13 protein-coding genes are annotated in these 23,799 nt (G+C 61.9%); 10 read left to right on the top strand and 3 right to left on the bottom strand.

Annotated features, from left to right (window positions below):
• Positions 1 to 13: 13 nt before the first annotated feature.
• The 3 genes from K3165_RS12330 to K3165_RS12340 are packed head-to-tail and all read right to left on the bottom strand — an operon-like array spanning position 14 to position 13,592.
• On the bottom strand, positions 14 to 1,417 hold the full coding sequence (locus K3165_RS12330; RefSeq protein ID WP_221549193.1) for a TolC family protein: 1,404 nt from the start codon (positions 1,415 to 1,417) through the stop codon (positions 14 to 16).
• A 17-nt stretch (positions 1,418 to 1,434) separates the two neighbouring features.
• Positions 1,435 to 2,145, bottom strand: coding sequence for an OmpA family protein (locus tag K3165_RS12335; protein ID WP_221549194.1), 711 nt, complete (start codon positions 2,143 to 2,145; stop codon positions 1,435 to 1,437).
• A gap of 35 nt (positions 2,146 to 2,180) precedes the next feature.
• Positions 2,181 to 13,592, bottom strand: coding sequence for a DUF5801 repeats-in-toxin domain-containing protein (locus tag K3165_RS12340; protein ID WP_221549195.1), 11,412 nt, complete (start codon positions 13,590 to 13,592; stop codon positions 2,181 to 2,183).
• 1,010 nt (positions 13,593 to 14,602) lie between these two features.
• On the opposite strand from K3165_RS12340, the gene K3165_RS12345 reads away from it, so the two are divergent.
• The 10 genes from K3165_RS12345 to K3165_RS12390 all read left to right on the top strand — a co-directional run bounded on the left by K3165_RS12345 (position 14,603) and on the right by K3165_RS12390 (position 23,798).
• Positions 14,603 to 14,782, top strand: a complete 180-nt coding sequence (locus tag K3165_RS12345; RefSeq protein ID WP_221549196.1) for a Flp family type IVb pilin — start codon at positions 14,603 to 14,605, stop codon at positions 14,780 to 14,782.
• A gap of 137 nt (positions 14,783 to 14,919) precedes the next feature.
• Positions 14,920 to 15,828 carry a Flp pilus assembly protein CpaB gene (gene cpaB, locus K3165_RS12350; RefSeq protein WP_221549197.1) on the top strand — a complete coding sequence of 303 codons (909 nt, stop codon included), beginning with the start codon at positions 14,920 to 14,922 and terminating at the stop codon, positions 15,826 to 15,828.
• A 1-nt stretch (position 15,829) separates the two neighbouring features.
• Entirely contained in the window at positions 15,830 to 17,272 is a 1,443-nt protein-coding gene (locus K3165_RS12355; protein WP_221549198.1) for a type II and III secretion system protein family protein, read from the top strand.
• A complete protein-coding gene (locus K3165_RS12360) occupies positions 17,262 to 17,546 on the top strand; it encodes a hypothetical protein (protein ID WP_221549199.1) in 285 nt (94 codons plus the stop codon). The genes K3165_RS12355 and K3165_RS12360 overlap by 11 nt, the downstream gene beginning before the upstream one ends.
• Before the next feature lie 11 nt (positions 17,547 to 17,557).
• Positions 17,558 to 19,123, top strand: a complete 1,566-nt coding sequence (locus tag K3165_RS12365) for a TadE/TadG family type IV pilus assembly protein (protein ID WP_221549200.1) — start codon at positions 17,558 to 17,560, stop codon at positions 19,121 to 19,123.
• The gene (locus tag K3165_RS12370; protein WP_221427525.1) at positions 19,120 to 19,614 is read left to right on the top strand and encodes a TadE/TadG family type IV pilus assembly protein; all 495 of its coding nucleotides are present in this window, start codon (positions 19,120 to 19,122) and stop codon (positions 19,612 to 19,614) included. Before K3165_RS12365 ends, K3165_RS12370 begins: the two co-directional genes overlap by 4 nt.
• Positions 19,611 to 20,210, top strand: a complete 600-nt coding sequence (locus K3165_RS12375; RefSeq protein ID WP_221549201.1) for a TadE/TadG family type IV pilus assembly protein — start codon at positions 19,611 to 19,613, stop codon at positions 20,208 to 20,210. The genes K3165_RS12370 and K3165_RS12375 overlap by 4 nt, the downstream gene beginning before the upstream one ends.
• Positions 20,207 to 21,406 (top strand): CpaE/TadZ family protein, encoded by a 1,200-nt coding sequence (locus K3165_RS12380; RefSeq protein ID WP_221549202.1) that lies wholly within the window; start codon positions 20,207 to 20,209, stop codon positions 21,404 to 21,406. Before K3165_RS12375 ends, K3165_RS12380 begins: the two co-directional genes overlap by 4 nt.
• Before the next feature lies 1 nt (position 21,407).
• The gene (locus K3165_RS12385; protein WP_221549203.1) at positions 21,408 to 22,793 is read left to right on the top strand and encodes a TadA family conjugal transfer-associated ATPase; all 1,386 of its coding nucleotides are present in this window, start codon (positions 21,408 to 21,410) and stop codon (positions 22,791 to 22,793) included.
• A gap of 3 nt (positions 22,794 to 22,796) precedes the next feature.
• The gene (locus K3165_RS12390) at positions 22,797 to 23,798 is read left to right on the top strand and encodes a type II secretion system F family protein (protein ID WP_221549204.1); all 1,002 of its coding nucleotides are present in this window, start codon (positions 22,797 to 22,799) and stop codon (positions 23,796 to 23,798) included.
• The last annotated feature ends 1 nt before the right edge of the window (position 23,799 follow it).

Here is a 23,799-nt window from a genome sequence, read left to right on the forward strand (position 1 = left end):
TTGCTCCGCGCGATTAATCTCCGTCGACGCGCCTCTGGAGCTCGGCTTCCGCAGGCGGTCCGTAGTTGAACCGCGCACGTTCAGCCTCGCCCGCACCGGCACCCGGTGCGATATTGAGGGCGTCTAGGAAGTTACTCGTAGCAGCTAGCGTCTGGTACTGCGCGAACAATTGCGAGAAGCGTGCCGTTTCGAGACGCACCTGCGTATTGAAACGCGTGTTCTGCGCATCGAGCACGTCCAGCAGCGACCGGCGGCCGATGTTGAACTGGCTGCGATAGCTCAGGAGCAGGTCGTCGCTGACCTGGCTCTGGCGGCCCAGCTGCTGCGTAATGCGGCGCTGCGTATCGAGCTGCTGCCATGCAAGGCGGACATCTTCTTCCGCTTCGCGCTGGCGATCGTGCAGGGCATAGCGAGCAAGGCTTGCCTGGCGGACGGTTTCCTGCAGCTTGGCACGGTTGATGCCGCCGTCGAAAACGTCCCAGCGCAGCACGACGCGTGCCTGGACATCGTTGGTCTCACCACGGAAGCCGTCGATGTCTTCACCCACGCGGCCGCGGGCTTCGACGCCGATGGTCGGCCACAGGTCGCCTTCAGCCGAATCGACCAGCGCGTTGGCGGCATCGACATCGGCCTGTGCTTCACGCACCAGCGGGTTGTTGAGACGTGCCTGGCCGATGGCCGTCGCGAGATCGGACGGCATAGCCGCCGACAGGTCGGGCGGCAGGGTGCCAGCCGAAATATCGAGACCGGTCAGGCGGCGCAGCGAGATATAGGCGTTCTGGAGATCCAGGTTCGCTTCTTCGCTGCGGACCAGTGCCGACTGCAGGCGCTCTTCGGCCTGCTGCTGGTCGGCGATCGAGATCGAGCCCTCGTCCACGCCGCGCGACAGGTCGGTGACCAGCGACTGGTGGAACATGGCATTGTCCTGCGCAGCGGCTGCAACGCGCTGCTGGAGCAGCACGTCGAGATACTGGCGGGCGATCTGCAGGGCGACGAATTCCGAACGCTCCACGACGCGCAGCGACGCACCATCCACTCGGGCGGCCTGGCGCAGCAGTTCGCCGCGGCGGCGACCGAAGTCGAACACGGTCCATTCGCCGGTGATGCCGGCTTCGAGCGGATAGAGTTCGTCATCGGCGATGCCGAGCTGGCGACGCGTGTTGTTCTCGAGACGGCGGATACCCGCGCTTGCCTCGATGTTGACGCGCGGCAGGTAGAGACCCTGCGCCTGGCGGCGTTCGAACTCGATCGCCTCCTTGTTGTACTGCGCCTGCAGGATTTCCGGGTTCGACTGCATCGCGATCTCGATCGCTTCCTGCATCGTTACCGGTTCCGCCTGGGCGGTCTGTGCCATCACGGCCGGAGCCGAACCTGCGAGCAGGATTGCGGCGGCGGTTGCAAGGGTTTTCTTGTACATTGTCTTATCCCCCTCTCTTACTCGCTGACCAGGATTTCGACGCGGCGGTTCTGCAGCTCGCGTACGCCATCGGCGGTCGGGACACGCGGCGATTCCTCACCCTGTGCCTGAGTAGTGATGGCGCCTGCCGAAATGCCGCGAGCGGTCATCAGTTCTTCGATTGCCTCGGCCCGGCGTTCGGACAGGCCGATGTTGTATGCGTTGCTGCCCGCACGGTCGGCATGGCCGACGACGGTGAAGCTGCGCCAGTTGCAGGTCGGAGCGTTCTCGACGACATATTCGACCGTCTCGATCGCATCCTGCTGCGGAATGGCAGAATCGAACTCGAAGAAGATGAGGCCGGGCGCTTCCGCGTTGCAAACTTCCGGCTGCGGAGCAGGCGGTGCCGGCGGCGGCGGCGCGACATAGGGCGTCGGCTCGCGGTTCATCATGTCGTAGGCCAGCGCGCACTTCGACAGGCTGGTCTCGTCCTTGGTGTTCGACTTGAGGAAGCCGAACGCGATGCCGCACTGTGCCTTCGCCTCGCTCGCCCAGGTATAGCGCGGGTCGTTGGCGTTCACGATGGCCGAATTGTTGGTCATCGCGAGAGCAGCGTCATAACGCCGCTCCACTTCGCCGCGCAGCTCGCTGCCGTCCATGCTCATCAGATCGTCCTGCGCGGAAGCCGCAGCGGGCATCATGCCCACCGCGGCTCCGGCCAACGCGATAATCGCTGTTGTGTTCTTCATTGCAAAGGTCCCCTGTTGCAAAATCCCGTTTAGTTTCAAGCCAAAGCTGCGACAAGCGCCGCTTCGTCGGTCTGGTCCGTCTGAGCAATGCCGACGGTGTGGAAGGGAAGGTCGTTGCCGATCATCCCGTCGAGAAGGCCCTCGACCGGGACGCTGATCGCATCGCCGTTGCCGGCTCCCGTATCGTTGGCGGCGAAGTGCGCGACCACATCGTCGACCTGTGCCTCGGCAGCAAGCTCTGCCACCGCTTCACCCAGCGCCTTGCCGGCATCGGCCAGCTCGGCTGCGTCTGCTGCGGGCGCGTTCGCCTCGAGCATCAGCAGGGCTTCCATCGTGCTTCCGGTGTCGCCGATGGCGAGACCTTCGAAAGCGCTCGGCATTGCAGCGAAGCCTTCGTCGGCTGCGGCATATTCGAAGCCGCCCATGTCCGGCGCGGCAACCGCGTCGCCCATGGCTGCCTGGAAGTCGCCGCCATTGCCGAGGATGTTCGCCATTGCGATATCCTGGCCGGCACCGGCATCGAGCTCCACGCGGCCGTCGAATGCGATCGCGTAACCTTCGGGCATCTCAGGCGCTTCGAGCGTCGGCGCTGCCGCAAACTCGAAATTAACCATAAGATCACCGGCGGAAGCGGTCTCTCCGAAGTCCTGCTCGAAGCCCGCTTCGATGGTCGGCATGGCGAAGGCTGCGGCGCTTGCCGCAATCGCCGTCGTCTCCGTGGCGCGAGCCATCATGCGCGAACCGTCCTGCTGGGCAGTGCTGGCCGAGGCGAACATTGCCATGTCGATCACCTCGGCGTCGGCCATCAGCGTGTCGTCGAGGACCTTGATGGTTGCTGCCGAAGTGATGTCGGCATCGATGAAGATCGACAGGTCGGAGACGCTGGTGGTGTCGCCGTCGTTATCGGTCGCGCTGATGTCGAAGTCGAGCGTGAGATCCTGCGGGAGGATCGAGCGTTCGACCGTAACGTCGGCACGGAAGCGGACGCTGCCCGAGGTGTCGATGTTCTCCATGGTCAGCTCGCTGAACGAGATCGTGGTCGGGATGACCAGATCACCCGCGCTGGTGATGGTGATGATACCGGTTTCGGTCTCGGCCACAGTGCCATCGTCGTTGTAACGAGTGACAGTCCAGCGGAAGTCCACCGGTCCGGAGCGGACCTGCTGGACGTTCAGCATGATACCCGTGAGGATATCCGCATCGGTTTCGGGATCGTCGTCGACACCCAGGTTACCCGGAACGTGGAATTCCATCGTGAAGAATTCGGTCGGGTCGGTCCACTGGTTGCTGACGCCGAAGCCCTGCGTCGACGCATTCACCCCGTTGCCATTGGACGAGAATTCGATGCGGCCGTCCTCGTCGAGCGCGGTTGCCGGATCGTCTTCCAGTTCGCGGAAGCCCGGGCCCCCTGCCGAAAGGTTCAGCAGCGAGATCGATTCCGTCGAACCGGTGTCCGGTGCCAGCAACGTGTAGGTGTAGTTGCCGTCGACATCGACTTCGAGCGTGTAAACGTCGGTTCCGTTGGCCGAAGCCGTCAGGATCGCGCCGTCGTTCTGGCCGTCATTGTCGTTGTCGAGCTGCGTCAGCGTATAGGTCAGACCGTCGATCGGCGTGCCGGTGTAGGTAATCTGGAATTCACCATGTCCGTCGCCGCCAGGCGAGTAGTCGAACGTACCGGTTCCGGTCGCATTGTCGAAGTTGCCGACTGTGACGCTGTCGGGCGTCATGTCGCCGATGATCGGGCTGTCGTCCTCGATCACCACGGTGATGCCTCCATTCAGGGTAGTCGTGGTGGTGCCGTCGTTCACGGAAACGGGGATGCTGAAGCCAAGAATGTCTTCGACCGAAGTGTTCGAGTGATCAACGGGTCCCACGAGGTTTACCGTGTAGGCGCCAGTGTTATCGATACCGATCAGGATGACATTGCCTTCGGTGGTCGAACCCACCAGAGCCTGGCCGTCGGGCGACAGCTGCCAAGTGACCGGCAGACCGTTCGAAGTGAGGCCCGGTGTAGTGGGAATGCCCATCGTAACCGTGAAGGTCGAATTATCGACATCGGTGATGCCGATCTGACCCGACGCCACAGCATTGTTGGTATTGTCGCTCGGCGTTCCGACATCGTCGGGATTGCCGTTTGCGAGGAAGCCCTCTTCGGACACGAATACCCCATCGGGCGTCAGGACCGGAGCATCGTTCGAACCCGTGATGGTGATCGTCAGCGTCGTCGTGCTGGTGTCACCATCGCTGTCGATGATGGTGTAGGTGAAGGTGTCGGTCTCGCTGTCGCCGTCGTTGAGGTACTGCACCGAAGCGTTGTTGAGCGCGTAGGTGTAGGTGCCATCTGCGTTGAGCGTCAGAGTACCAAACTCGCCGGTGGTCGAGCCGCCGACGGTGCCTGCACCGCCGAAGCCGGAGATCGCGGTGACGGCCGGATTGCCTGCCCCATCCGCGCCGAAGTCGTCGGCATTGGTCACGATGACATTGCCCACGACCGAAGCGGTGTCCTCGGTCATCGTGTTCGTATCGGCAACCGCGATCGGACCGTCATCGGCGAAGCGGATGTTGCCGCCAAGGTCGAGGACCACGGTTTCGGATGCCGTGTCGCCGTCACCATCGGTGATGGTCGCGGTGCCCGAGAGCGAGAGCACGCCGTCGGCAAGCACTGCCAGCTGGCTGTCGTAGTTGCTGCTGTCGCCCGGCAGATCGTGATCGATCGCTTCGTACTGCGTCAGCGTCACTTCACCGGTCGACGCATCGACCGAGACGCTGAAGACCAGCACGCCGTTGGCGAAGCCTTCGACTTCCGAACCGTTCATGCTGAGCGTGATCGGGTTGCCGCCGCTGGTCAGGCCGGAAACGGCGTTGTCGATGACCAGCGAGTAGGACCAGGCGGTCGAACCCGCGCCGTCGGCGCCATAGTCGCTCGATGCGATCGAGAATGCACCGCCGAAGTTGGCCGTCGACACGTCGGTGTCGCTGGCAGCGCCTTCGGTATCGGCATCCTGCGTGGTCAGCGTGATCACGTCGCCATCGGTGACCGCGGCATCGATAGCCGGGCCATCGTCGGCAAAGCGGACGTTGCCGCCGAGGTCGAGGACCACGGTTTCTTCAGCCGTGTCGCCGTCGCCGTCGGTGATGGTCGCCGTGCCGGTCAGGTTGACGAGGCCGGTGCCGAGCACTTCGAGCTGTGCGTCGTAGTTCGAGCTGTCGCCTGGGAGGCTGTGGTCGATTTCCTGGTACTGGACGAGGGTGACCTCGCCGGTCGAAGCGTCGACATCGAGCGAGAACACGATGTTCGTCCCGTCGATCACACCGCCGCCCGGCGTCTGGGTCGAGCCGATGATTTCACCAGCCACGTCGTACAGGTAGATGGCAACGCCGTTCTGGGTGAGGCCGCTGTTGACGCCTGAAGATCCGACGATCGAGAGCGAGAATTCCCAAGCGATCGAACCAGCGCCGTCGGCGCCGTAGTCGCTGCTGGCAACCGTGAAGGCACCGCCAAAGTTGGCAGTCGAAACGTCGACATCGAAGTTTGCGTCTTCGGTGTCGGCATCCTGCGTGGTCAGCGTAACTGCATCACCGTCGGTGACCGAAGCGTCGATGCTCGGGCCGTCGTCTGCGAAGCGGATGTTGCCGCCGAGGTCGAGAACGACCGTCTCTTCAGCCGTATCGCCGTCACCATCGGTGATGGTTGCGGTGCCCGAGATCGAGAGCACGCCATTGGCGAGCGCTTCGAGCTGGCTGTCGTAATTGCTGTCCGAACCTGGGAGATCATGATCGATCTCTTCGTACTGGGTCAGCGTGACCACACCCGTGGTGTCGTCGATTGCGACGGTGAATACGAGCGTGCCGTTGGCACGGCCTTCGACCACATCGCCGTTCATCGAAAGCGTCACGGCAACACCATCGCTGGTGAGGCCCGAGGTCGCGTTGTCGATGACGAGGCTGTAATCCCAGGCAATCGAGCCAGCGCCGTCAGCGCCGTAGTCGCTCGACGCAATCGAGAATGCGCCGCCGAAGTCGGCAACCGAAACATCGACACTAGTGCCGCCGACGGTTCCCGCGTCGAAGGTGGTCAGCATGACTGCATCGCCGTCGGTAACCGTGGCATCGATGGCCGGGCCGTCGTCTGCGAAGCGGATGTTGCCGCCGAGGTCGAGAACGACCGTCTCTTCAGCCGTGTCGCCGTCGCCATCGGTGATGGTAGCAGTGCCGCTCAGCGAGAGCACGCCATCGGCGAGCGCTTCGAGCTGGCTGTCATAGTTCGAGCTTGCGCCCGGGAGGTCGTGGTCGATCTCTTCGTACTGAGTCAGAGTGACAACACCCGTGGTGTCGTCGACTGCAACCGTGAAGACGAGGACGCCATTTGCGCGGCCTTCGACCACATCGCCGTTCATGCTGAGCTCGACCGGAACACCATCGCTGGTGAGACTCGAGGTCGCGTTGTCGATGACGAGGCTGTAATCCCAGGCAATCGAGCCAGCGCCGTCTGCGCCGTAGTCGCTCGACGCAACCGAGAAGGCGCCACCGAAGTCGCCAACCGAAACGTCGACACTGGTGCCGCCGACGGTTTCCGCATCGAAGGTTGTCAGCGTAACCGCATCGCCATCGGTGACCGTGGCATCGATGGCCGGGCCATCGTCTGCGAAGCGGACGTTGCCGCCGAGGTCGAGGACCACGGTCTCTTCAGCCGTGTCGCCGTCGCCGTCGGTGATGGTCGCCGTGCCGGTCAGGTTGACCAAGCCCGTGCCGAGCACTTCGAGCTGTGCGTCGTAGTTGCTGCTGTCGCCCGGGAGATCGTGGTCGATCTCTTCGTACTGCGTCAGCGTGACGACACCGGTGGTGTCGTTCACTTCGAGGGTGAAGACGAGCACACCGTTGGCGCGGCCTTCGACCACATCGCCGTTCATAGAAAGCTCGATGGCAACGCCGTCGCTGGTGAGACCCGAGGCCGAGCTCACGACCGAGAGGCCGTAATCCCAGGCGATGGAGCCTGCGCCGTCTGCGCCGTAGTCGCTGCTGTCGATCGAGAAGGCGCCGCCGAAGTCTGCGGTCGACACGTCCGTGTCGGTGCCACCGACCGTGTCGGCATCCTGCGTGGTCAGCGTGACTGCATCGCCGTCGGTGACCGAAGCGTCGATGCTCGGGCCATCGTCGGCGAAGCGGATGTTGCCGCCGAGGTCGAGCAGGACGGTCTCTTCAGCCGTGTCGCCGTCACCATCGGTGATGGTTGCGGTGCCCGAGATCGAGAGCACGCCATTGGCGAGCGCTTCGAGCTGGCTGTCGTAATTGCTGTCCGAGCCCGGGAGATCATGGTCGATCTCTTCATACTGGGTCAGCGTGACCACACCGGTGGTGTCGTCGATTGCGACCGTGAAGACGAGCGTGCCGTTGGCACGACCTTCGACCACATCGCCGTTCATCGAGAGCGTGACCGGAACACCATCGCTGGTGAGACCCGAGGTCGCATTGTTGATCACGAGGCTGTAGTCCCAGGCAATCGAGCCTGCGCCGTCTGCGCCGTAGTCGCTCGAGGCAATCGAGAACGCGCCGCCGAAGTCGGCAACCGAAACATCGACACTGGTACCGCCGACGGTTTCCGCGTCGAAGGTCGTCAGCGTGACTGCATCGCCGTCGGTGACCGCAGCATCGATGACCGGGCCGTCGTCTGCGAAGCGGACATTGCCGCCGAGGTCGAGGACCACGGTTTCGTCGGCAATGTCTCCATCGCCATCGACGATAGTTGCAGTGCCCGAGAGGGTAACGAGGCCGTCACCCAGTACAGCCAGCTGCGCGTCGTAGTTGCTGCTGTCGCCCGGCAGGGCATGGTCGATCTCTTCATACTGCGTCAGCGTCACGACGCCGGTGGCGTCGTTCACTTCGAGAGTGAAGACGAGCACGCCGTTCGCGCGCCCTTCGACTACGTCGCCGTTCATCGAAAGCTCGATGGCAACGCCGTCGCTGGTGAGGCCCGAGACCGAGTTTTCGACATTGAGACTGTAGGTCCAGGCGATGCTGCCTGCGCCGTCTGCGCCGTAATCGCTGCTGTCGATCGAGAAGGCGCCGCCGAAGTCTGCAGTCGACACATCGGTGTCGGTACCGCCGACAGTGTCGGCGTCCTGCGTGGTCAGCGTGACCGCGTTACCGTCAACCACCGAAGCGTCGATCGAAGGAACGTCGTCGATGATGTTCACGTCGATCGTACCGGTGCCGATCAGATTGCCCAGGTCGTCATAGACTTCGTAGTCGAAGCTTTCCTGGCCGGTGACCGTATTCGCGCCATTGTCGCCGCCCTGGCTCGGGACGAGGCTGTCGCCGTCGACATTGGTGGTCAGTTCGTAGGTGTAGGCACCCGTGTCCGGATCCAGCGTAAGCGTGCCATAGGTACCCGTCGCCGGGCTCACCAGGACATAGGTGAAGGTGCCGCTTGCGTTGGTGACCGTGATCTGGCCGCTGCCGAACTCGCTGTCGCTGGTCGGATCGCTACCGATATCGAGACCGGCTTCGTTGACGGTCGCGCCGTTGTCTTCGACCGCACCTGCAACATTCGTGATGTCGATTTCGAGCGTCGCTTCGGCGACATCGCCGTCTGCGTCCACGATCTGGTAGGTGAAGACGTCGCTGACGTCGGCATTCGTCGCATTGGCGAAGCTTTCGTAGCTGTAGCTGCCGTCCGCATTGACGGTCAGTTCGCCATAGGTGCCGGTGACGACGAAGGGCGCGCCATTGTCGGCGCCGCCGGTGCCCGAAACGCTCAGGATGGTGAGCGAGCCGTCAGCGCCATTGGCATCGACGCCGAAGCCGTCGTCGTCGGTCAGGATGTTACCGGTGACGGTGTCGCCTTCGGTGACCGAGTTGGTGTTGTCGGTGGCGGTCGGCGCATCGTCGTCGAAGGTGATGTCGAGCGTGGTGCCGACCGTGTCGCCTTCGCTGTCGATGACAATGAAGCCGATGCTGGCGAAAGCGTCGTTCTCGTCATTGCCGGCGGTGTGCAGGACGTTCTGCAGCAAGGTGACGGTGTAGGCACCGGTCTGTGCATCGGTCAGTTCGACGGTGAAGATATCGCCGCGACCGCTCGATGCGGTCAGGAGGTTACCGTTCAACGTGAAAGTAACCATTTCACTGCCGAGCATTGCCGTCGTGCCGTCGAGCGACGGATCGAAGGTGATGGTGGCCGGGCCGTCATTGCCGACGTCGAAGGTCAGCGAACCCGTGAAGCTGGCTTCGCTGGTGTCGGCCGGATCGTCGCCCACATTGGCATCGAGGTCGCCCGTGACCGAATCCGGGTTGCCGCCGGCAAGGCCGTCGTCATCGACGGTCGCGGTGACGGTGCCACCGGTCGGCTCGCTGTCGGGAAGCAGGTTGACCGTCACGGTCGCAGTCGAGCTGTCGCCGTCATTGTCGACGATGGTGTAGGTGAAGCTGTCGGTCAGCTGGCCGTTGCTGCCAGCACCCGGAGCAGGCGTGTAGGTGAACAGGCCGGTGTCCGGATCGTAGGTAACCGTACCCTGGGTACCCTGGGTAGTGACCGAGACGCTCGCGATGTTCGAGGTGTCGACGCCATCTGCACCGAACACGTCGTTGTCGAGCGCGTCGATGACGATCGGATCGTTCTCGACGGCCTGGTCGGCGCTGTCGTCATTGGCGGTCGGGACATCGTCGATCACTTCGATGTCGAGCGAGGCGGTGTCGTTCGAACCGTCGGTATCGGTTGCGACGACGTCGAAGCTGTCGACCAGCGAATCTTCACCCGAAACGGAGTGGTCGAGCGTGTTGTCGCTGAGGACGTATTCGTAGGAGACGGTTGCTGCGACGACATCGCCGTTCGCATCGGTCGCTACGTCGACGGCGGTGATGCGGACCGCGCCGTAGTCCCCGGTGATCGTAATCGGATAGGTTTCGCCGCCACCCCAGACCTGGGTGCCGCCGACCGTCAGGACGCTGAGTCCGTCGGGGCTGTCCACGGTGAAGCTGCCGGCCTGCGTCAGAGCGCCTGCATCGGGCGAGGAGCCGTCGGCAAGATCGTCTTCATCGACGGTCAGTTCCGGCGTCTGGAGATCGAGACCGTTGATGGTCACAATATCGTCATCGCCATTGATGGTGATCGTCAGCGTCGTGGTGCTGGGATCGCCGTCGCCATCGGTGATGGTGTAGGTGAAGACCTCGGTCAGGCTCTCGGTGGAGTCGAGGCCCTGGACAAGCGGATTCGTGTTGTCGAGCGTGTAGGTATAGCTGCCGTCTGCATTGAGGACGAGCGAGCCGTACATGCCGTCGAGCGAGCTACCCACTGTGCCGTCGGTCGCGCCGAACGCAACGCCGGTCACGCTTGCACCATCGGCGCCCTGCGTATCGGCGCCATTGTCGCCATTGGCTTCGGCATCGGTGATGACATTGCCGTCGGCGGTCAGCGGACCGTCTTCGGTCACGCTGTCGGTGTCGGCAACCGCGGTCGGGACATCGTCGATGATCGCGATCTCGAGATCGCCCGAGGAAGTGTCGCCATCCTGGTCGGTGACGACGACTGCGAAGCTGTCGAAGGTGTTGTCGCCGCTGGTGTTGGTGGTCAGCTCGTATGTGTAGCCGATCACGCCGTCAGCGATTGAGGTGATCGTGAGCGTGCCGAAGCTGCCGGTGAAGGTCTGGCCGACCGAGGTGACTGCAACGCCGTCGATCGTGACCGAGGCCGGGCCGTCGGGCGCGTCATAGGTGAAGGTGCCGCTGGTGAACTCGCTGTCGCTGGCAGCATCCGAACCGGCCGGAAGGCCTGCTTCGTCGACCAGCGTACCGTCTTCGCCTGCAACCGGCAGGTCGAGCACGACCGGGCTGTCGGCGATGGTGATCACGAGGTTGGCGGTGGCGGTGTCGCCGTCGCCATCGGTGATGATGTAGCTGAAGGTGTCGGTGACGCCGCCTTCCGTGCCCGCATCGCGGGTGTAGGTGTAGCTGCCGTCGGCTTCGATGGTCAGCGTACCGTACTCACCCTGGATGGTGTCGCCTGCCGAACCCGAGCCGTTGGCGCCGGTGTAGGACGTGACGGTCGCGCCGTCGGCGCCCTGCGTATCGTTGTCGAGGACATTGCCGCCGACCGGACCGTATTCACCGGCTGCGATGCCGTTGGCATCGTCTTCAGCCGAGGGATTGTCGTCGACAATCGTGATGACGATGGTGGTCTGATCCGTATCGCCGTCGCTGTCGGTGACGACCATGGTGAAGGTATCGCTGTCGGGATCCGAAAGCGTGTTGTCGGTCAGCTCGTAGGTGTAGGTATAGTCCGAACCCGAGCCGGTTACGGTGAGCACGCCGCGCGCCGTGGTCACGGTGCCGCCGCCGGTCACATCGACGCCATTGATGACGAGCGATGCGACGGTGTCACCGCCGGTATTCAGGTTGAAGACGCCGCCGGTGAACTCGCTGTCGCTGGCTTCGTCGGAACCTGCCGGTTCGCTGCCGCGCGCACCCAGGCCCGCTTCATAGACAATGTCCGCGCCTTCGATGGTGATTTCGGGCGTGGAATCGGGAAGCAGGGTGATCGTGACCGTGGCGGTCGAAACGTCGCCGTCGCCATCCGTGATCGAGTAGTCGAAGGTTACGGTGCCTTCTTCACCCGGTGCAGGCGTATAGGTGAAGGTGCCGTCGCCATTGTAGGTGACAGTGCCGTTGCCGCTGAGCGTACCGTCGACCAGTGCGATCGCGTCGAGTTGGACCGAGTCGGCGCCCTGTACGTCGTTGGTGAAGACATCGACCGTAACGGGAGCGTCTTCGCTGTCCTGCGTTTCGCTGTCGTCATTCGCGGTCGGCACGTCGTCGGTGACCGAGATGGTGAAGGTGCCGGTGGCGGTATCGCCATCGAGGTCGGTCACGGTCAGGTCGACATCATAGGAAACGTCGTCGCCCGAGGTGTTGTCTTCGAGCGTGTATTCATAGGTGATCGTGCCGGCGACCGGGTCGTAGCCGGTGATCGTCAGCGTACCCTCGCCCACGTCGAAAGTCTGGCCGGGGCCGGTGACTTCAACGCCGTTGATTTCCACGCTGGCAACGCCGTCGGGCGATACGAAAGAGATCGTACCCGCAACGGTTTCGCTGTCAGCCGATTCGTCCGAACCTTCCGATTCGCCGGTGCGTGCGGGAAGACCCGCTTCGTCGACGAGCGTTTCAGCATCGCCGCTCGGCAGGCGGGTGATATCAGGCGTGCTGTCACCGATATTGATGGTCAGGGTCGCCGTGGCGGTGCTGCCGTCTGCATCGGTGAGCGTGTAGGTGAATTCGTCCGAGACGCCGCCCGGGGCATCGTCGAAACGGGTGTAGGTGTAGCTGCCGTCGGCTTCGAGGGTCAGCGTGCCGTATTCACCGTCGATGCTGTCGCCAGCCGAACCCGAACCCCCTGCGCCGCTGAAGTCGGTGACTTCTGCGCCGTCGGCACCTTCTTCGTCGGCGCCCGCTGCGCCCGTATCGGTGCCCGCGCCGGTCATGACGTTGCCGTCGATCGGTCCGTAGGTGCCGGCATCGACACTGTCGACATCATCATTGGCGATCGGCGCATCGTCGATCACCTGGATCAGCAGGCTCGCATCAGCGCTGTCGCCGTCGACATCGACGACGGTCATGGTGAAGAAGCCATCGACGGTACCGCCGACGAGGTTGTCCTCGAGCGTGTAGGAGAAGCCGATCTCACCATTTTCCAGATCGATGCTGGTGATGGTCAGCGTACCGTCGTCGCTGGTGAAGGTCTGGCCGACAGCCGTGATTTCGACGCCGTTGATCAGGACTGCCGAGACGCCGTCGGGCGCTTCGAAGACGATGGTACCGGTAGCCGTTTCGGCGTTGGTCTCGTCACGCGTACCTGCGGTTTCGTCGATACCGTCAACGGTACGAGCCGGCAGGCCGGCTTCGTCTACGGTAGCGATGGCGTTGATGACGCCGACGGGATTGTCGGGCGTCTCGATCACGATCACCGGATCTTCGTTCACGTTGTAGGGAATGACTTCCTTTTCTTCGGGCTGCGGGAACTGCAGCTCGGTGTAAGGAAGGAGGTCGCCGAGGCCGTAGGCATCCTGGATGTTGCCCGGATCGACTTCGAAGTTACCGCCCGAGCTCTGCGGGTCGCCGGCAGCAGGCTGCGGCTCGTTTCCGGTCAGCAGGGCTGCGAGGTTGGCGGCGGGAACGGTGACGCCGTCGACAACGATCTGCGGGACGATGATGGCGCCTTCGGGGATGACCACCCGGCTGCCGTCTTCGAGGATCAGGACAAGGTCACGTCCCTCTGCGCGCAGATTGTCGAGCGAGGCCCCTTCGGGAAGCACGACGACGCCGTTGGCGTCGGGCTGGAGAATGATATCGCCGCGCGAGCTGGGCTGCGCCTGGCTGGCATTGCCCTGCATCTGCTCATCGGAACCTTCGGTGCCAGCCTGGGCATCGGAGAAGTCGTTGCGCGATTCGAAGCTATCCATGTCTTCCGTCCTTACTATTGCCGGGCGGTCAGCGGTTTCCCCCTGGCCGAGCGGACAAGTCCGAAAGCATCTGCCACGTCAGGTGGCGTCTGGCTGATCGCGCGAATGGAAATGCCCCCCTCGCCTGCGATCCTTCCGTCATGTCCGCGACCCGGCTTCAATTGTCTCCATCCCACAGACGAATCGCGTCTGTAGTCGGATGAGCCGTTGCATAGAAAGAAACCACTACTTCGGGGCGCATGCAAACCAATTAACTGTTGTTTACCCCTTTGCGCAAAACCGACCTGTCCAAAAGAGCCATTAAATCTCCATTAGAACGTTGTTTTTATGGGATAACTGCGAATGGTCCAGAATTGGGACAAGGCAGAAGCAATTGGCGTCGATCGCCGCCGGATAGTGCCGTGGCGAAAATTGTGAGCGTTAACGGTATTCCCGCCCCACGACCTGCCTGCTGGATCATGGCCCGTTTACAGACGATCGAGCTGGTCACCGGATGTCGGCCTGGCGAGGCCGGTGCGGTCCCGCGAATCGGTGATTCGAGGAAAAATCAGGGGGATACGATAAGCCGATTCGCGTGCGCCATGCACACCGCCCCTCCCCCATAGGGAATCCCGCGCGCACTCCTTTCGCGGCGGCGCCAGTGAATCACCTGCATGACCGGCTCGACGAATTGAGCGGCAGCTGCGACGATTCGCGCAGAACAATTCTCGAAGCCTTTAAGAATTAACCAGTTCTATTATTATTTTGTGGGTTGTAAGCCCCTGATTTTCCGAGAAACTGCATTATCGTTGCAAGAAAGTTGACCGGAAGGCCCGTTTCGGTGACTCTTCAATGGCTTCGAAGGGAGCCAGCGTGCAAGGACCGGCGCAAGGCCGGATACAATAATCGGGCCGCGCCGGTTCCACACAAACCCCCTTCGAGCGGTCAGTCGGAAATAGATGCCGGCGACCTTGTTGAAAAATCGGACATTCCCTTCGGGGGACGTCTATTTAGACTTGGGGTAATACATCATGTTCAAAGCTTTTCTTCGTGACGAATCGGGCGCTTCGGCTGCCGAATACGCTCTGATCCTCGCCATCGTTGGCGCTGGCATCGCCGGTGCAGCTTTTGCTCTCGGCACCGCCATCGACGGCGAAATGGAAGCAGCAGCTGACTGCATCGACGGCACCACTCCTGCCGCCAGCTGCTAATCGCAGTGCAATGACCGCCTCCGTCCCGAACTGGGCCGGGGGCGGTTTTTTACAATGCAACAATCGTTAAATTTGTTGTATACGGGGAATCAGGAGTGGTGATTGATCACTCTGGTTTCTAATTGGGGGGAAGTAAGATGCGGGGGCGTAATCTTATAATCCTGGGCATCGCCATCGTGGCCGGCCTTTTTGCCGTCTACCTTGCCAATGTCTATTTCAGCAGTGCCGAAGAGCGTCAAGAACGCCTTGCCGAACAAGGGCAAATGGCACGCATCGCCGTAGCGACCCAAGACCTTGCTTTCGGCCAGCAGATTACGGACACGAATACGCGACTGGTCAACTGGCCGGCCAGCTCGGTCCCGGTCGGTTCTTTCACGAGCATTGAGGAAGCCACATCTGGTGGCCGCGTGGCGCTGCGCCCGATCACCGTCGGAGAACCGATACTTGCCAGCAAGGTCAGCGGCGACAATGGGCGCGCGACACTTGCATCCAACCTTCCTGAAGATATGCGCGCAGTCGCAATTCCGGTGAACAATGTTGCCGGGGTGGGCGGCTTCGTGAGACCGGGCGATGTCGTCGACGTCCTGCATACTCGCCAAATTCCAGGCGAAGGATCGCAGCCGACCGACAAGATGACCACCGTCGTGCTTGAAAATGTGCTCGTCTTGGCGGCGGACCTGATCGCGGACGAGAACCAGACGGCTCCGGCCATTTCGCAGACCGCGACTCTTCAGACCGATCTTTATGGCGCTCAGAAACTGGCGCTTGCCCGCGAGGTCGGCACATTCACCCTGGCGCTTCGCAACGTCGAAAACCAGACGGTCGGAGGCACCGAAACGGTCGTCACCAACGATCTCGGCGGCGCCGGGCGCAGGATCTACGGCACGCGCTCAACGGCCAGCATCCGTGATGCAGGCGGCGACGTTCCGTACACACGCCCCTCATCGCCCCGCGCCACCGTCGCTGCGGCGCCCCGTCGCCCGCGCGGCCCGACCATGAGCGTTGTGCGTGGCACCGAGGCCGAAACATATGAAGTGGAGCGTTAAGATGGCTAAATTCAACAAGCCGCTCGCCGCGCTCGCGCTGGCGGTTGCCGGCACCACGCTGGCGCCCGTTGCCGCACAGGCACAGGTCCATAGCCAGGACGGCATGTCGATGCACGCCGGCACGGTTGAGATTGCGGTCAATAAGAGCCAGGTGCTCACGGCCGACACTACGATCGACCGCGCCATGATCGGCAATGACGAAATTGCCGACATTCTGCCCGTGTCTTCCAACTCGGTATACGTCCTGGGCAAGGATGTAGGCACGACGTCGCTTACCCTTTACGATCGTTCCAACCGCGTGATCGCAGTGATGGACATTTCGGTCGGGCCCGATGTCGCCGGATTGCGCGACCAGATGGAACAGCTGATGCCCGGCCAGCCGGTGCAGACGCGCGTTTCCAACGGTGCGATCGTCCTTTCCGGTACTGTCAGCGATGCAGGCGTGGCAGACCGCGCGGTCCAGCTTGCCCGCGCTTATGCTCCGGAAGACAAGATCGTGAACCTCATGACACTCGGCGGAAGCCAGCAGGTCATGCTCGAGGTGCGCTTTGCAGAAGTTTCGCGAAACATCGGCAAGGACTTGGGCGTTCGCAGCTTCCTCAACGATAACGACGGCTTCATCGGAGCTATCGGCAACGGCGCTGGCACGATCCAGAACGGGGTGGAGCTCGATGCAGTCTCCGGTTCGTTTGGTGTGTTGCGTAACATCTTCGGCGACTTCCTCGGCACCGGCCTCGACATCGACGCCACGATCAGCGCGCTCGAGGAAAAGGGTCTGGCCAAGACACTCGCGGAGCCGACTCTGGTCGCGCTTTCGGGTGAACGGGCATCGTTCCTAGCAGGTGGTGAATTCCCAATCCCCGTCGTCCAGAGCGGCGGCAACGGTGGGACTGACGGAAACAACGCTGTTACGGTCGAGTTCAAGCCCTTCGGTGTGAGCCTCGGCTTCACACCGACCGTGCTCTCGGACAAGGTCATCAACCTGATCGTCGAGCCGGAAGTCTCGGCCATCGACCCGACCGCCTCGATCACATTGAACGGTCTTCGGATCCCGGGTCTCCAAACCCGCCGTGCCAGCACGGTGCTGGAACTGCGCGACGGTGAGAGCTTCGCCATCGCCGGCCTCTTGCAACAGGACTTCAAGACAACGGTCAACCAGGTCCCGCTGCTGGGTTCGATTCCGATCATCGGCACGCTGTTCCGCTCGACCTCCTTCCAGAAGGGCGAGACCGAGCTACTGATCATCGTAACGCCGCGCCTCGTCGCGCCGATCAAGCCGGAGCAGGTCCGTCTGCCGACCGACAGGATCTACGACCCGAGCGAGGCTGACGTCCTCATTCTCGACGGCGAGGCTTACAAGCCGCGCCCGATGGAGCCGATCACGGGCACGGTGCCCGCCGATGCGGAAACTCCCGCAACCGGAGGAAGCGACTATGAATACTGAGCGCACCCGCATCCTGCTGGCCAGCGCGGCCATTCTCTCCGCTTCGGCCTGCACGAACAACGACGGCAGGCTCGACCTAACGCAGGGCGATCCGACTTGGGGCGATGCCAACCGCGCGACCATGGCAGCGCAGGTTATCGACCCTTCGCCTGAATACGACACGCCGATCCCGCCGACTTCCGCAGCCAATGCGGTCCGTGCAGCGGATGCCTATCGTGAAGGAAATGTCGAGCAACCCGAGCGCATCCGGACCACGGATGCCGGTCCAGACTAAGGGCATGAGTTATGAGGGCGACACACAGTAAGCAGTTCCTAGCGAACGAAAGCGGGGCAGTTGCGGCCACCTACGCGCTCGCCCTGATACCGCTTATCGCCTTTGCCGGTGTCGCCTTCGATTACGCGCGCTTGATGGGCCTCGATAGCGAGCTCCAGAACGGCGCGGACCAGGCTGCGCTTGCGGCAGCCAGCCAGCTTGACGGGCGCACCGGGGCTTGTGCCCGCGCCTCGCAAGCGGCGGTAACCATGCTCAACAACAATGCCTTGCTCGCATCCGATGACCGGACGGTAAGTGTCACGGCGGAAGCCGCGTGCGACGCGACTGGCCAGATCCGTTTCTTCCAGGACAAGGCCAAGGCCACCGCCGCGACAAGCGACGAGAATGCGAATTATGTCGAAGTGTTCGTCGACGCCCGCCGCCTGGATTATGCGATCCTTCCGTTCACCGGGGCGCTGGCAGGTGAAGACCTGAACGGAATTGCCTTTGCCGGGCTTGGATCTGCAATTTGCAAGGTCCCGCCGGTGATGATGTGCAATCCGAACGAAAGCTCGGATCCCGCCTTCAAGACCGCCAATTACGCCGGGCATGGCGTTCGCCTGATCGCCAACGATCAGGGCGGCCTCTACGGACCCGGCGTCTTCGGATATCTGGAAACCAATGCCGGCAGCGGCGCGATCGCCACCGCGCGTACGTTGGGTCGCGAAATTCCCCCGGGAGACTGCATTTCCACCGATGGGGCGGACGTCAAACCGGGTCAGCAGATCAGCGTGCTCGATGCTCTCAACACGCGCGTCGGGGTTTATGCCAACGGCCTCAACAACGTCTGCGGACAGGGCGACGACCTGTGCCCGCCGCCAGCCAATGCGCGGATCGACCTGCTGCAAAAAGGCGGCAGCTGCGCAATCGGCAACAGCGGTTTCCAGGTTGGCCCCAACCCGTACCGTCCTACTTCGCCGGTCAACGATCTGACTGCCTCCGAGCTCACAGGTCTCGATCCGATGGGCTTTCCGCGCGACAAATGTCACGCAGTGAGCGAGCTGGGATCCTGCGCACAAGGCACCATGGGTGACGGAAACTGGGACAGGAACGCCTATTACACCACCAATGGGCTTGGCAGCATGCCGGCAACTTGGTCAAATTATGGCTACTCCGAGCTGTCAGGCCGCTCTACGCCGACGCGTTACCAGCAATATCGCTGGGAGTATGACCAGCATGTTGCGGGCGGCGGTCAGCTAACCAATCCTTCCACCATTCCAGGCGGCTTTGATGTGCAGCGCTCGCCGCTTTGCAACACGCCTGGGGTTCCACCAGCTTCGACGCCCGATCGCCGCATCCTCAGCATCGCAGTCATCAATTGCACCGCAGAAGGCGTGGGGTCGAGCACTACCGACGCTCGAATCGAGAAGTTCGTCGACGTTTTCCTCGTCGAGCCCTCCGCACGTCGGGGCAGCGGCTCCAACCTTAGAACTGCAGCGAGCGACGTCTATGTCGAGATCATCGGTGAAACCGTCCTCGGTGGCGGTTCGGACCAGGGGCAGGAGATCCGCAAGGATGTCCCGTATCTGATCGAATGAGCCGCTTCGAAGAATTCCTACGTGACGAGCATGGCGCTGCAGCCGCCGAAATGGCGCTGATGGTTCCCCTGTTGCTGATCCTCATGTTCAGCGGCTTCGAGGCAGGCCATTATTTCTACACCGAACACCAGGTCATCAAGGCGGTGCGCGAAGGCTCTCGCTATGCTGGCCGGCTTGGTTTCGCGAATTTCCCGTGCGGCGGCTCTGCCGATCCGACCGCTGTGGCCAACATACAGCAGGTGACGCGTACCGGTACGGTTACCGGGACCGAGCCCCGCGTGAGCGGTCTAGCACTTAGCGATATCACGGTGACACATCGCTGCGACGCAAACTTCACCGATTCCGGTATCTTCAAGGGCACCACGGGCGGAGCACCGATCGTGCTGGTCAGGGCGGAGACCGGGTACAATTCGCTCCTGGGGGCAATGGGACTCATGGACACCTCGGCAGTCGTCCAGGCGAGCTCGGAAGCAGTGGTGAACGGAATATGAGACGCATCGCAGCCTTTATTCGCGATACGAGCGGAGCAATCGCGGCTGAGTTCGCGCTCGTTCTGACGATCCTTGTGCTGTTCCTTTTCGGAATCATGGATGTCGGCTACTATGCTTGGGAACTGAACCGCGGGGAAAAGGCGACCCAGATGGGCGCGCGCTGGGCTGTGGCAACTGATCTAATTCCCTCCGGACTCGCAGGCTACAGCTTCGCAACCGATGGCGGCATCCCGCAGGGAACCGTTGTGCCTCAGTCCGCATTTCCCGGAGTGACCTGCACCAGCACCGGATGCACCTGTTCGGGAACGTGCAATTTTGGCACAACCGCGAATACGGCCTCCTTCGATGCGATCGTTGCGCGTATACAAGATTTCAAGTCCGACGTCGCATCCGAGAATGTCGAGGTGGAATACAGTTGGTCCGGACTCGGCTATGCCGGTGATCCGAATGGGCCCGATGTGGCTCCAATAATAACGGTTCGCCTAGTGAATATGGAACATCGCCCGCTCTACGGCTTCATCTTCGGATCCGTAGGCCTGCCCGAGTTCGCCTACTCGCTCACCAGCGAAGACGGCGAAGGAACCTTTTCGCATTGAACGGCAAGAACATGACAAGCTTCGAAAGCATCTTCAAAGTGTCGAATACCGCGGAGACGGGCCTTCCAGACAAGGTCTTTGTCTTCGCGCGCACCGGTGAGCTGGACGGACTTGGCTCGCTCGCAGACACCGTTTCGCTTGTCGAAATCGAACCTGGCGAAATGCTGCCCGACGCTTGCATCGCGCAGGCACATATCGCTGTCGTCGAGGTAGATCCCGCCGACAGCCGCTCGATCGCCCGCCTCGATGCCCTGCGCAGGATGCGGCCCCATCTTCCGGTCATCGCCGCGCTGAGCCGGGTCGACCTCAATGTCACGCGCCTTCTGCTGCGCAAGGGCATTGGCGATGTCGTGGAAATGCCGTTCACGGTCGACGACCTGCTGACTGCAATCCTCGACGTCGAGCGCGAGATCGGCGCCTCGGCCCAACAGGATGTTGCCCTGGCTCCGGTTATTGCAGTGCAGAAATGCCACGGCGGAGCAGGTGCCACGACGATCGCGACCCACCTCGGCGATGCGATCGCGCGTGAAATGGGTGAAGCTTGCCGCGCCTGCATAATTGATCTTGACCTCCAGAGCGGTGACGTAGCGTCGTATTTCGACAGTTCATCGCGCCAGACCCTTCTCGACCTTGTCGAGGCCGGCTCCAGGCTCGACGACGAACTCATGCAGGCTGTGGCCACCGAAGCCACTTCGGCCAGCGACATCATCTCAGCTCCTGCCGAAATCCAGCCCATTGAAGAACTGAAACTGGCTGGCTTGCAGCAGGTCATCGCCATGGCGCGCCGTCGCTACGATATTGTGATCTTCGACATGCCAGGCGCGCTGACGAACTGGGCGATGTCGGTGATGTTGGCGGCCGATGCAGTCCTTCTGGTCGGCCATGAATCGATCAGCGCACTGCGCCAGGTCAAGCGCAAGCTACGATTGCTACAGGATATGGATTATCACGCCTCGCGCGTCGCCATTGCCCTGAACAACTCGGCATCGGGCCTCTTCAAGAAAGTCGATCGTCGCGGCATCGAAGACGCGCTGGGACACCGTATTTCCGCGATTATCGCTTCCGACCCGCAACTGATCGAACAGGCACAAACGCAGGGAGTCCTCGCTCGCAGGATCCAGCGCAAGAACCGCTTTACGAGCGATATCGAAAAGCTGGCTGACGATCTGCTCAATCTGCTCGAAAGGGAGCAGTGACATGTGGAAGGTGAAAACCTCGCCCGAACCGGCGGTAAATGACGAAGGCAACGCCATCGTTTCGAGCGCAGAGGAGCAGGAACGCATCCTGTTCGGCGAAAAGGACAAGCAGCGCGAAGCGATGCTCGACCTCAAAGTCTCGATCCACAAGGCCCTGCTCGACCGCCTGAACCTGGGCATGCTCGACAAGACGCCGGTCGACCAGATCAAGTCGCAGATCGCCGGAATCATGCCCGAGCTGGTGAGCGATCAGGAATATCCGCTCAACCGGCAGGAACGCGAAGCCCTGATTCAGGAAGTGGTCGACGAATTGCTCGGCCTCGGCCCGCTCGAACCGCTGCTGCAGGACGAGACGATCACCGACATCCTGGTCAATGGCTACAAAACCGTTTTCGTGGAGCGACGCGGCCAGCTCGAAGCTGTTCCCACCCGCTTCCAGGACGAAAAGCACCTGATGCGCGTGATCCAGAAGATCGTCAGCGCGGTCGGTCGCCGCGTCGATGAAAGCTCGCCTTTCGTCGATGCGCGTCTTGCAGACGGCAGCCGTGTCAATGCGATCGTGGCGCCGCTTGCAATCGACGGCTCGCTACTCTCGATCCGTAAATTTTCCAAAACCCCGATCAGCATCGAAAAGATGATCGGCCTTGGCTCCATCCCCGAGCAGATGGCTGAGGTGATGCACGCCATCGTCGCTTCGCGCCGCAACGTGCTCATCTCGGGCGGTACCGGTTCGGGTAAGACGACGCTGCTCAACGCCATGTCGACTTATATCGACGAGCAGGAACGCATCGTCACGATCGAGGACTCGGCCGAACTCCAGCTCCAGCAAGCGCATGTCGCCCGCCTCGAGACCCGTCCGCCGAACATCGAAGGCACCGGCGAAGTCACGCAGCGCGACCTGGTGAAGAACGCTCTGCGCATGCGTCCCGACCGCATCATCGTTGGGGAGGTTCGCGCCGGCGAGGCATTTGACATGCTTCAAGCCATGAACACGGGCCACGACGGTTCGATGACCACGGTCCACGCCAACACGCCGCGCGATGCGCTTTCGCGTGTCGAGCAGATGATCGGCATGAGCGGCATCGACATCACTGCGAAAAGTTCGCGAGCGCAGATCGCATCGGCACTCAACGTAGTGGTCCAGGTTGGCCGTCTCTCGGATGGCCGACGCAAGGTAAAAAGCCTTTCGGAACTGACCGGCATGGAAGGCGAAACCATTACGATGCAGGAAATCTTCCGCTTCAAGATGACCGGCCGCGAAGATGATGGCACCGTGAAGGGTCATTTCGAGGCAACCGGCATCCGGCCGAAGTTCCTCCAGGACGCCGAGGCGCACGGTATTTCGCTTCCGACCAACCTGTTCCGTCCCGACCTGAAGATCGACTGACTTATGACCGCAATCGCCATACGCGTCATGTTCCTGATTGCGGTCTTCGTGGCCGTCTTCATCGTGGCGCAAATGCTTGCCCGATCAACAGCCCAGCGCCGGTCGCACGCAAGCGCCGTCAATCGCCGCCTTTCGATGATCGAATCCGGTGCCGACAGGGATCACCTGATCGAACAATTGCTCAAGAACAGCCCGAAGAAGCAGAACCATTTGCCGCCCGTCATCCGCGGACTGGTCGAAAGCTTCCAGCGCGCCGTTTTTGCATCCGCCGTGCCATACAGCACGAGCACGCTGGGTATGATCATGCTGATCGCGGGCCTGTTGGTTTTCACGCTAGTAATGCTCGGTGCGGCTGGCTTGGGTGCGTCGCTTGGATTTGGAACGATCTGGCTCGCGCTGCTGATTGCAGTGGCAATCGCTTTTGTCCTTCCCTTCATGATCCTGCAGAGGATTGCAGCCTCGCGCCGCAAAAAGGTCGAGAAGCAGTTCCCCGTCGCATTGGATATTTTCGTGCGCGCGTTGCGGTCGGGCCACCCCGTTGCATCCGCCATCGAACTCCTGACCAAGGAAATGGAAGATCCCATCGGAACCGAGTTCGGCATTGTGGCCGATGAGATTACCTATGGCGCGGACCTGGTCAGCGCACTCCATGCAATGGCGGAGCGCTGGGATCTCGAGGACATGCGCATGTTCGTGGTATCATTGGCCGTCCAGAGCGAGACCGGCGGTAACCTTGCCGAAATTCTTGAAAACCTGGCCGAGGTCATTCGTGCCCGCGCTTCGATGTTCATGAAGGTGCGTGCGCTCAGTTCGGAAGGTCGCATGACCGGCTGGATGCTGTCCGTGCTGCCCGTGTTTACATTCGTAACGACGTTCCTGGCCGCACCGCAGTTCTATCTGAACGTTGCAGGTGATCCGATCTTCATCTTTGTCTCGATCACGCTTCTGACTCTTTATGTGATCGGCCTGCTGATCATTCGCAAACTGGTCGACATCAAGGTCTGAT

It is taken from the genome of Qipengyuania xiamenensis (assembly GCF_019711495.1).
Taxonomy (GTDB): Bacteria; Pseudomonadota; Alphaproteobacteria; order Sphingomonadales; family Sphingomonadaceae; genus Qipengyuania; species Qipengyuania xiamenensis.

Coding starts and splice junctions, on each gene's coding strand:
- K3165_RS12330 (WP_221549193.1), bottom strand. CDS start 1,417: ATGTACAAGAAAACCCTTGCAACCGCCGCCGCAATCCTGCTCGCAGGT.
- K3165_RS12335 (WP_221549194.1), bottom strand. CDS start 2,145: ATGAAGAACACAACAGCGATTATCGCGTTGGCCGGAGCCGCGGTGGGC.
- K3165_RS12340 (WP_221549195.1), bottom strand. CDS start 13,592: ATGGATAGCTTCGAATCGCGCAACGACTTCTCCGATGCCCAGGCTGGC.
- K3165_RS12345 (WP_221549196.1), top strand. CDS start 14,603: ATGTTCAAAGCTTTTCTTCGTGACGAATCGGGCGCTTCGGCTGCCGAA.
- cpaB (WP_221549197.1), top strand. CDS start 14,920: ATGCGGGGGCGTAATCTTATAATCCTGGGCATCGCCATCGTGGCCGGC.
- K3165_RS12355 (WP_221549198.1), top strand. CDS start 15,830: ATGGCTAAATTCAACAAGCCGCTCGCCGCGCTCGCGCTGGCGGTTGCC.
- K3165_RS12360 (WP_221549199.1), top strand. CDS start 17,262: ATGAATACTGAGCGCACCCGCATCCTGCTGGCCAGCGCGGCCATTCTC.
- K3165_RS12365 (WP_221549200.1), top strand. CDS start 17,558: ATGAGGGCGACACACAGTAAGCAGTTCCTAGCGAACGAAAGCGGGGCA.
- K3165_RS12370 (WP_221427525.1), top strand. CDS start 19,120: ATGAGCCGCTTCGAAGAATTCCTACGTGACGAGCATGGCGCTGCAGCC.
- K3165_RS12375 (WP_221549201.1), top strand. CDS start 19,611: ATGAGACGCATCGCAGCCTTTATTCGCGATACGAGCGGAGCAATCGCG.
- K3165_RS12385 (WP_221549203.1), top strand. CDS start 21,408: ATGTGGAAGGTGAAAACCTCGCCCGAACCGGCGGTAAATGACGAAGGC.
- K3165_RS12390 (WP_221549204.1), top strand. CDS start 22,797: ATGACCGCAATCGCCATACGCGTCATGTTCCTGATTGCGGTCTTCGTG.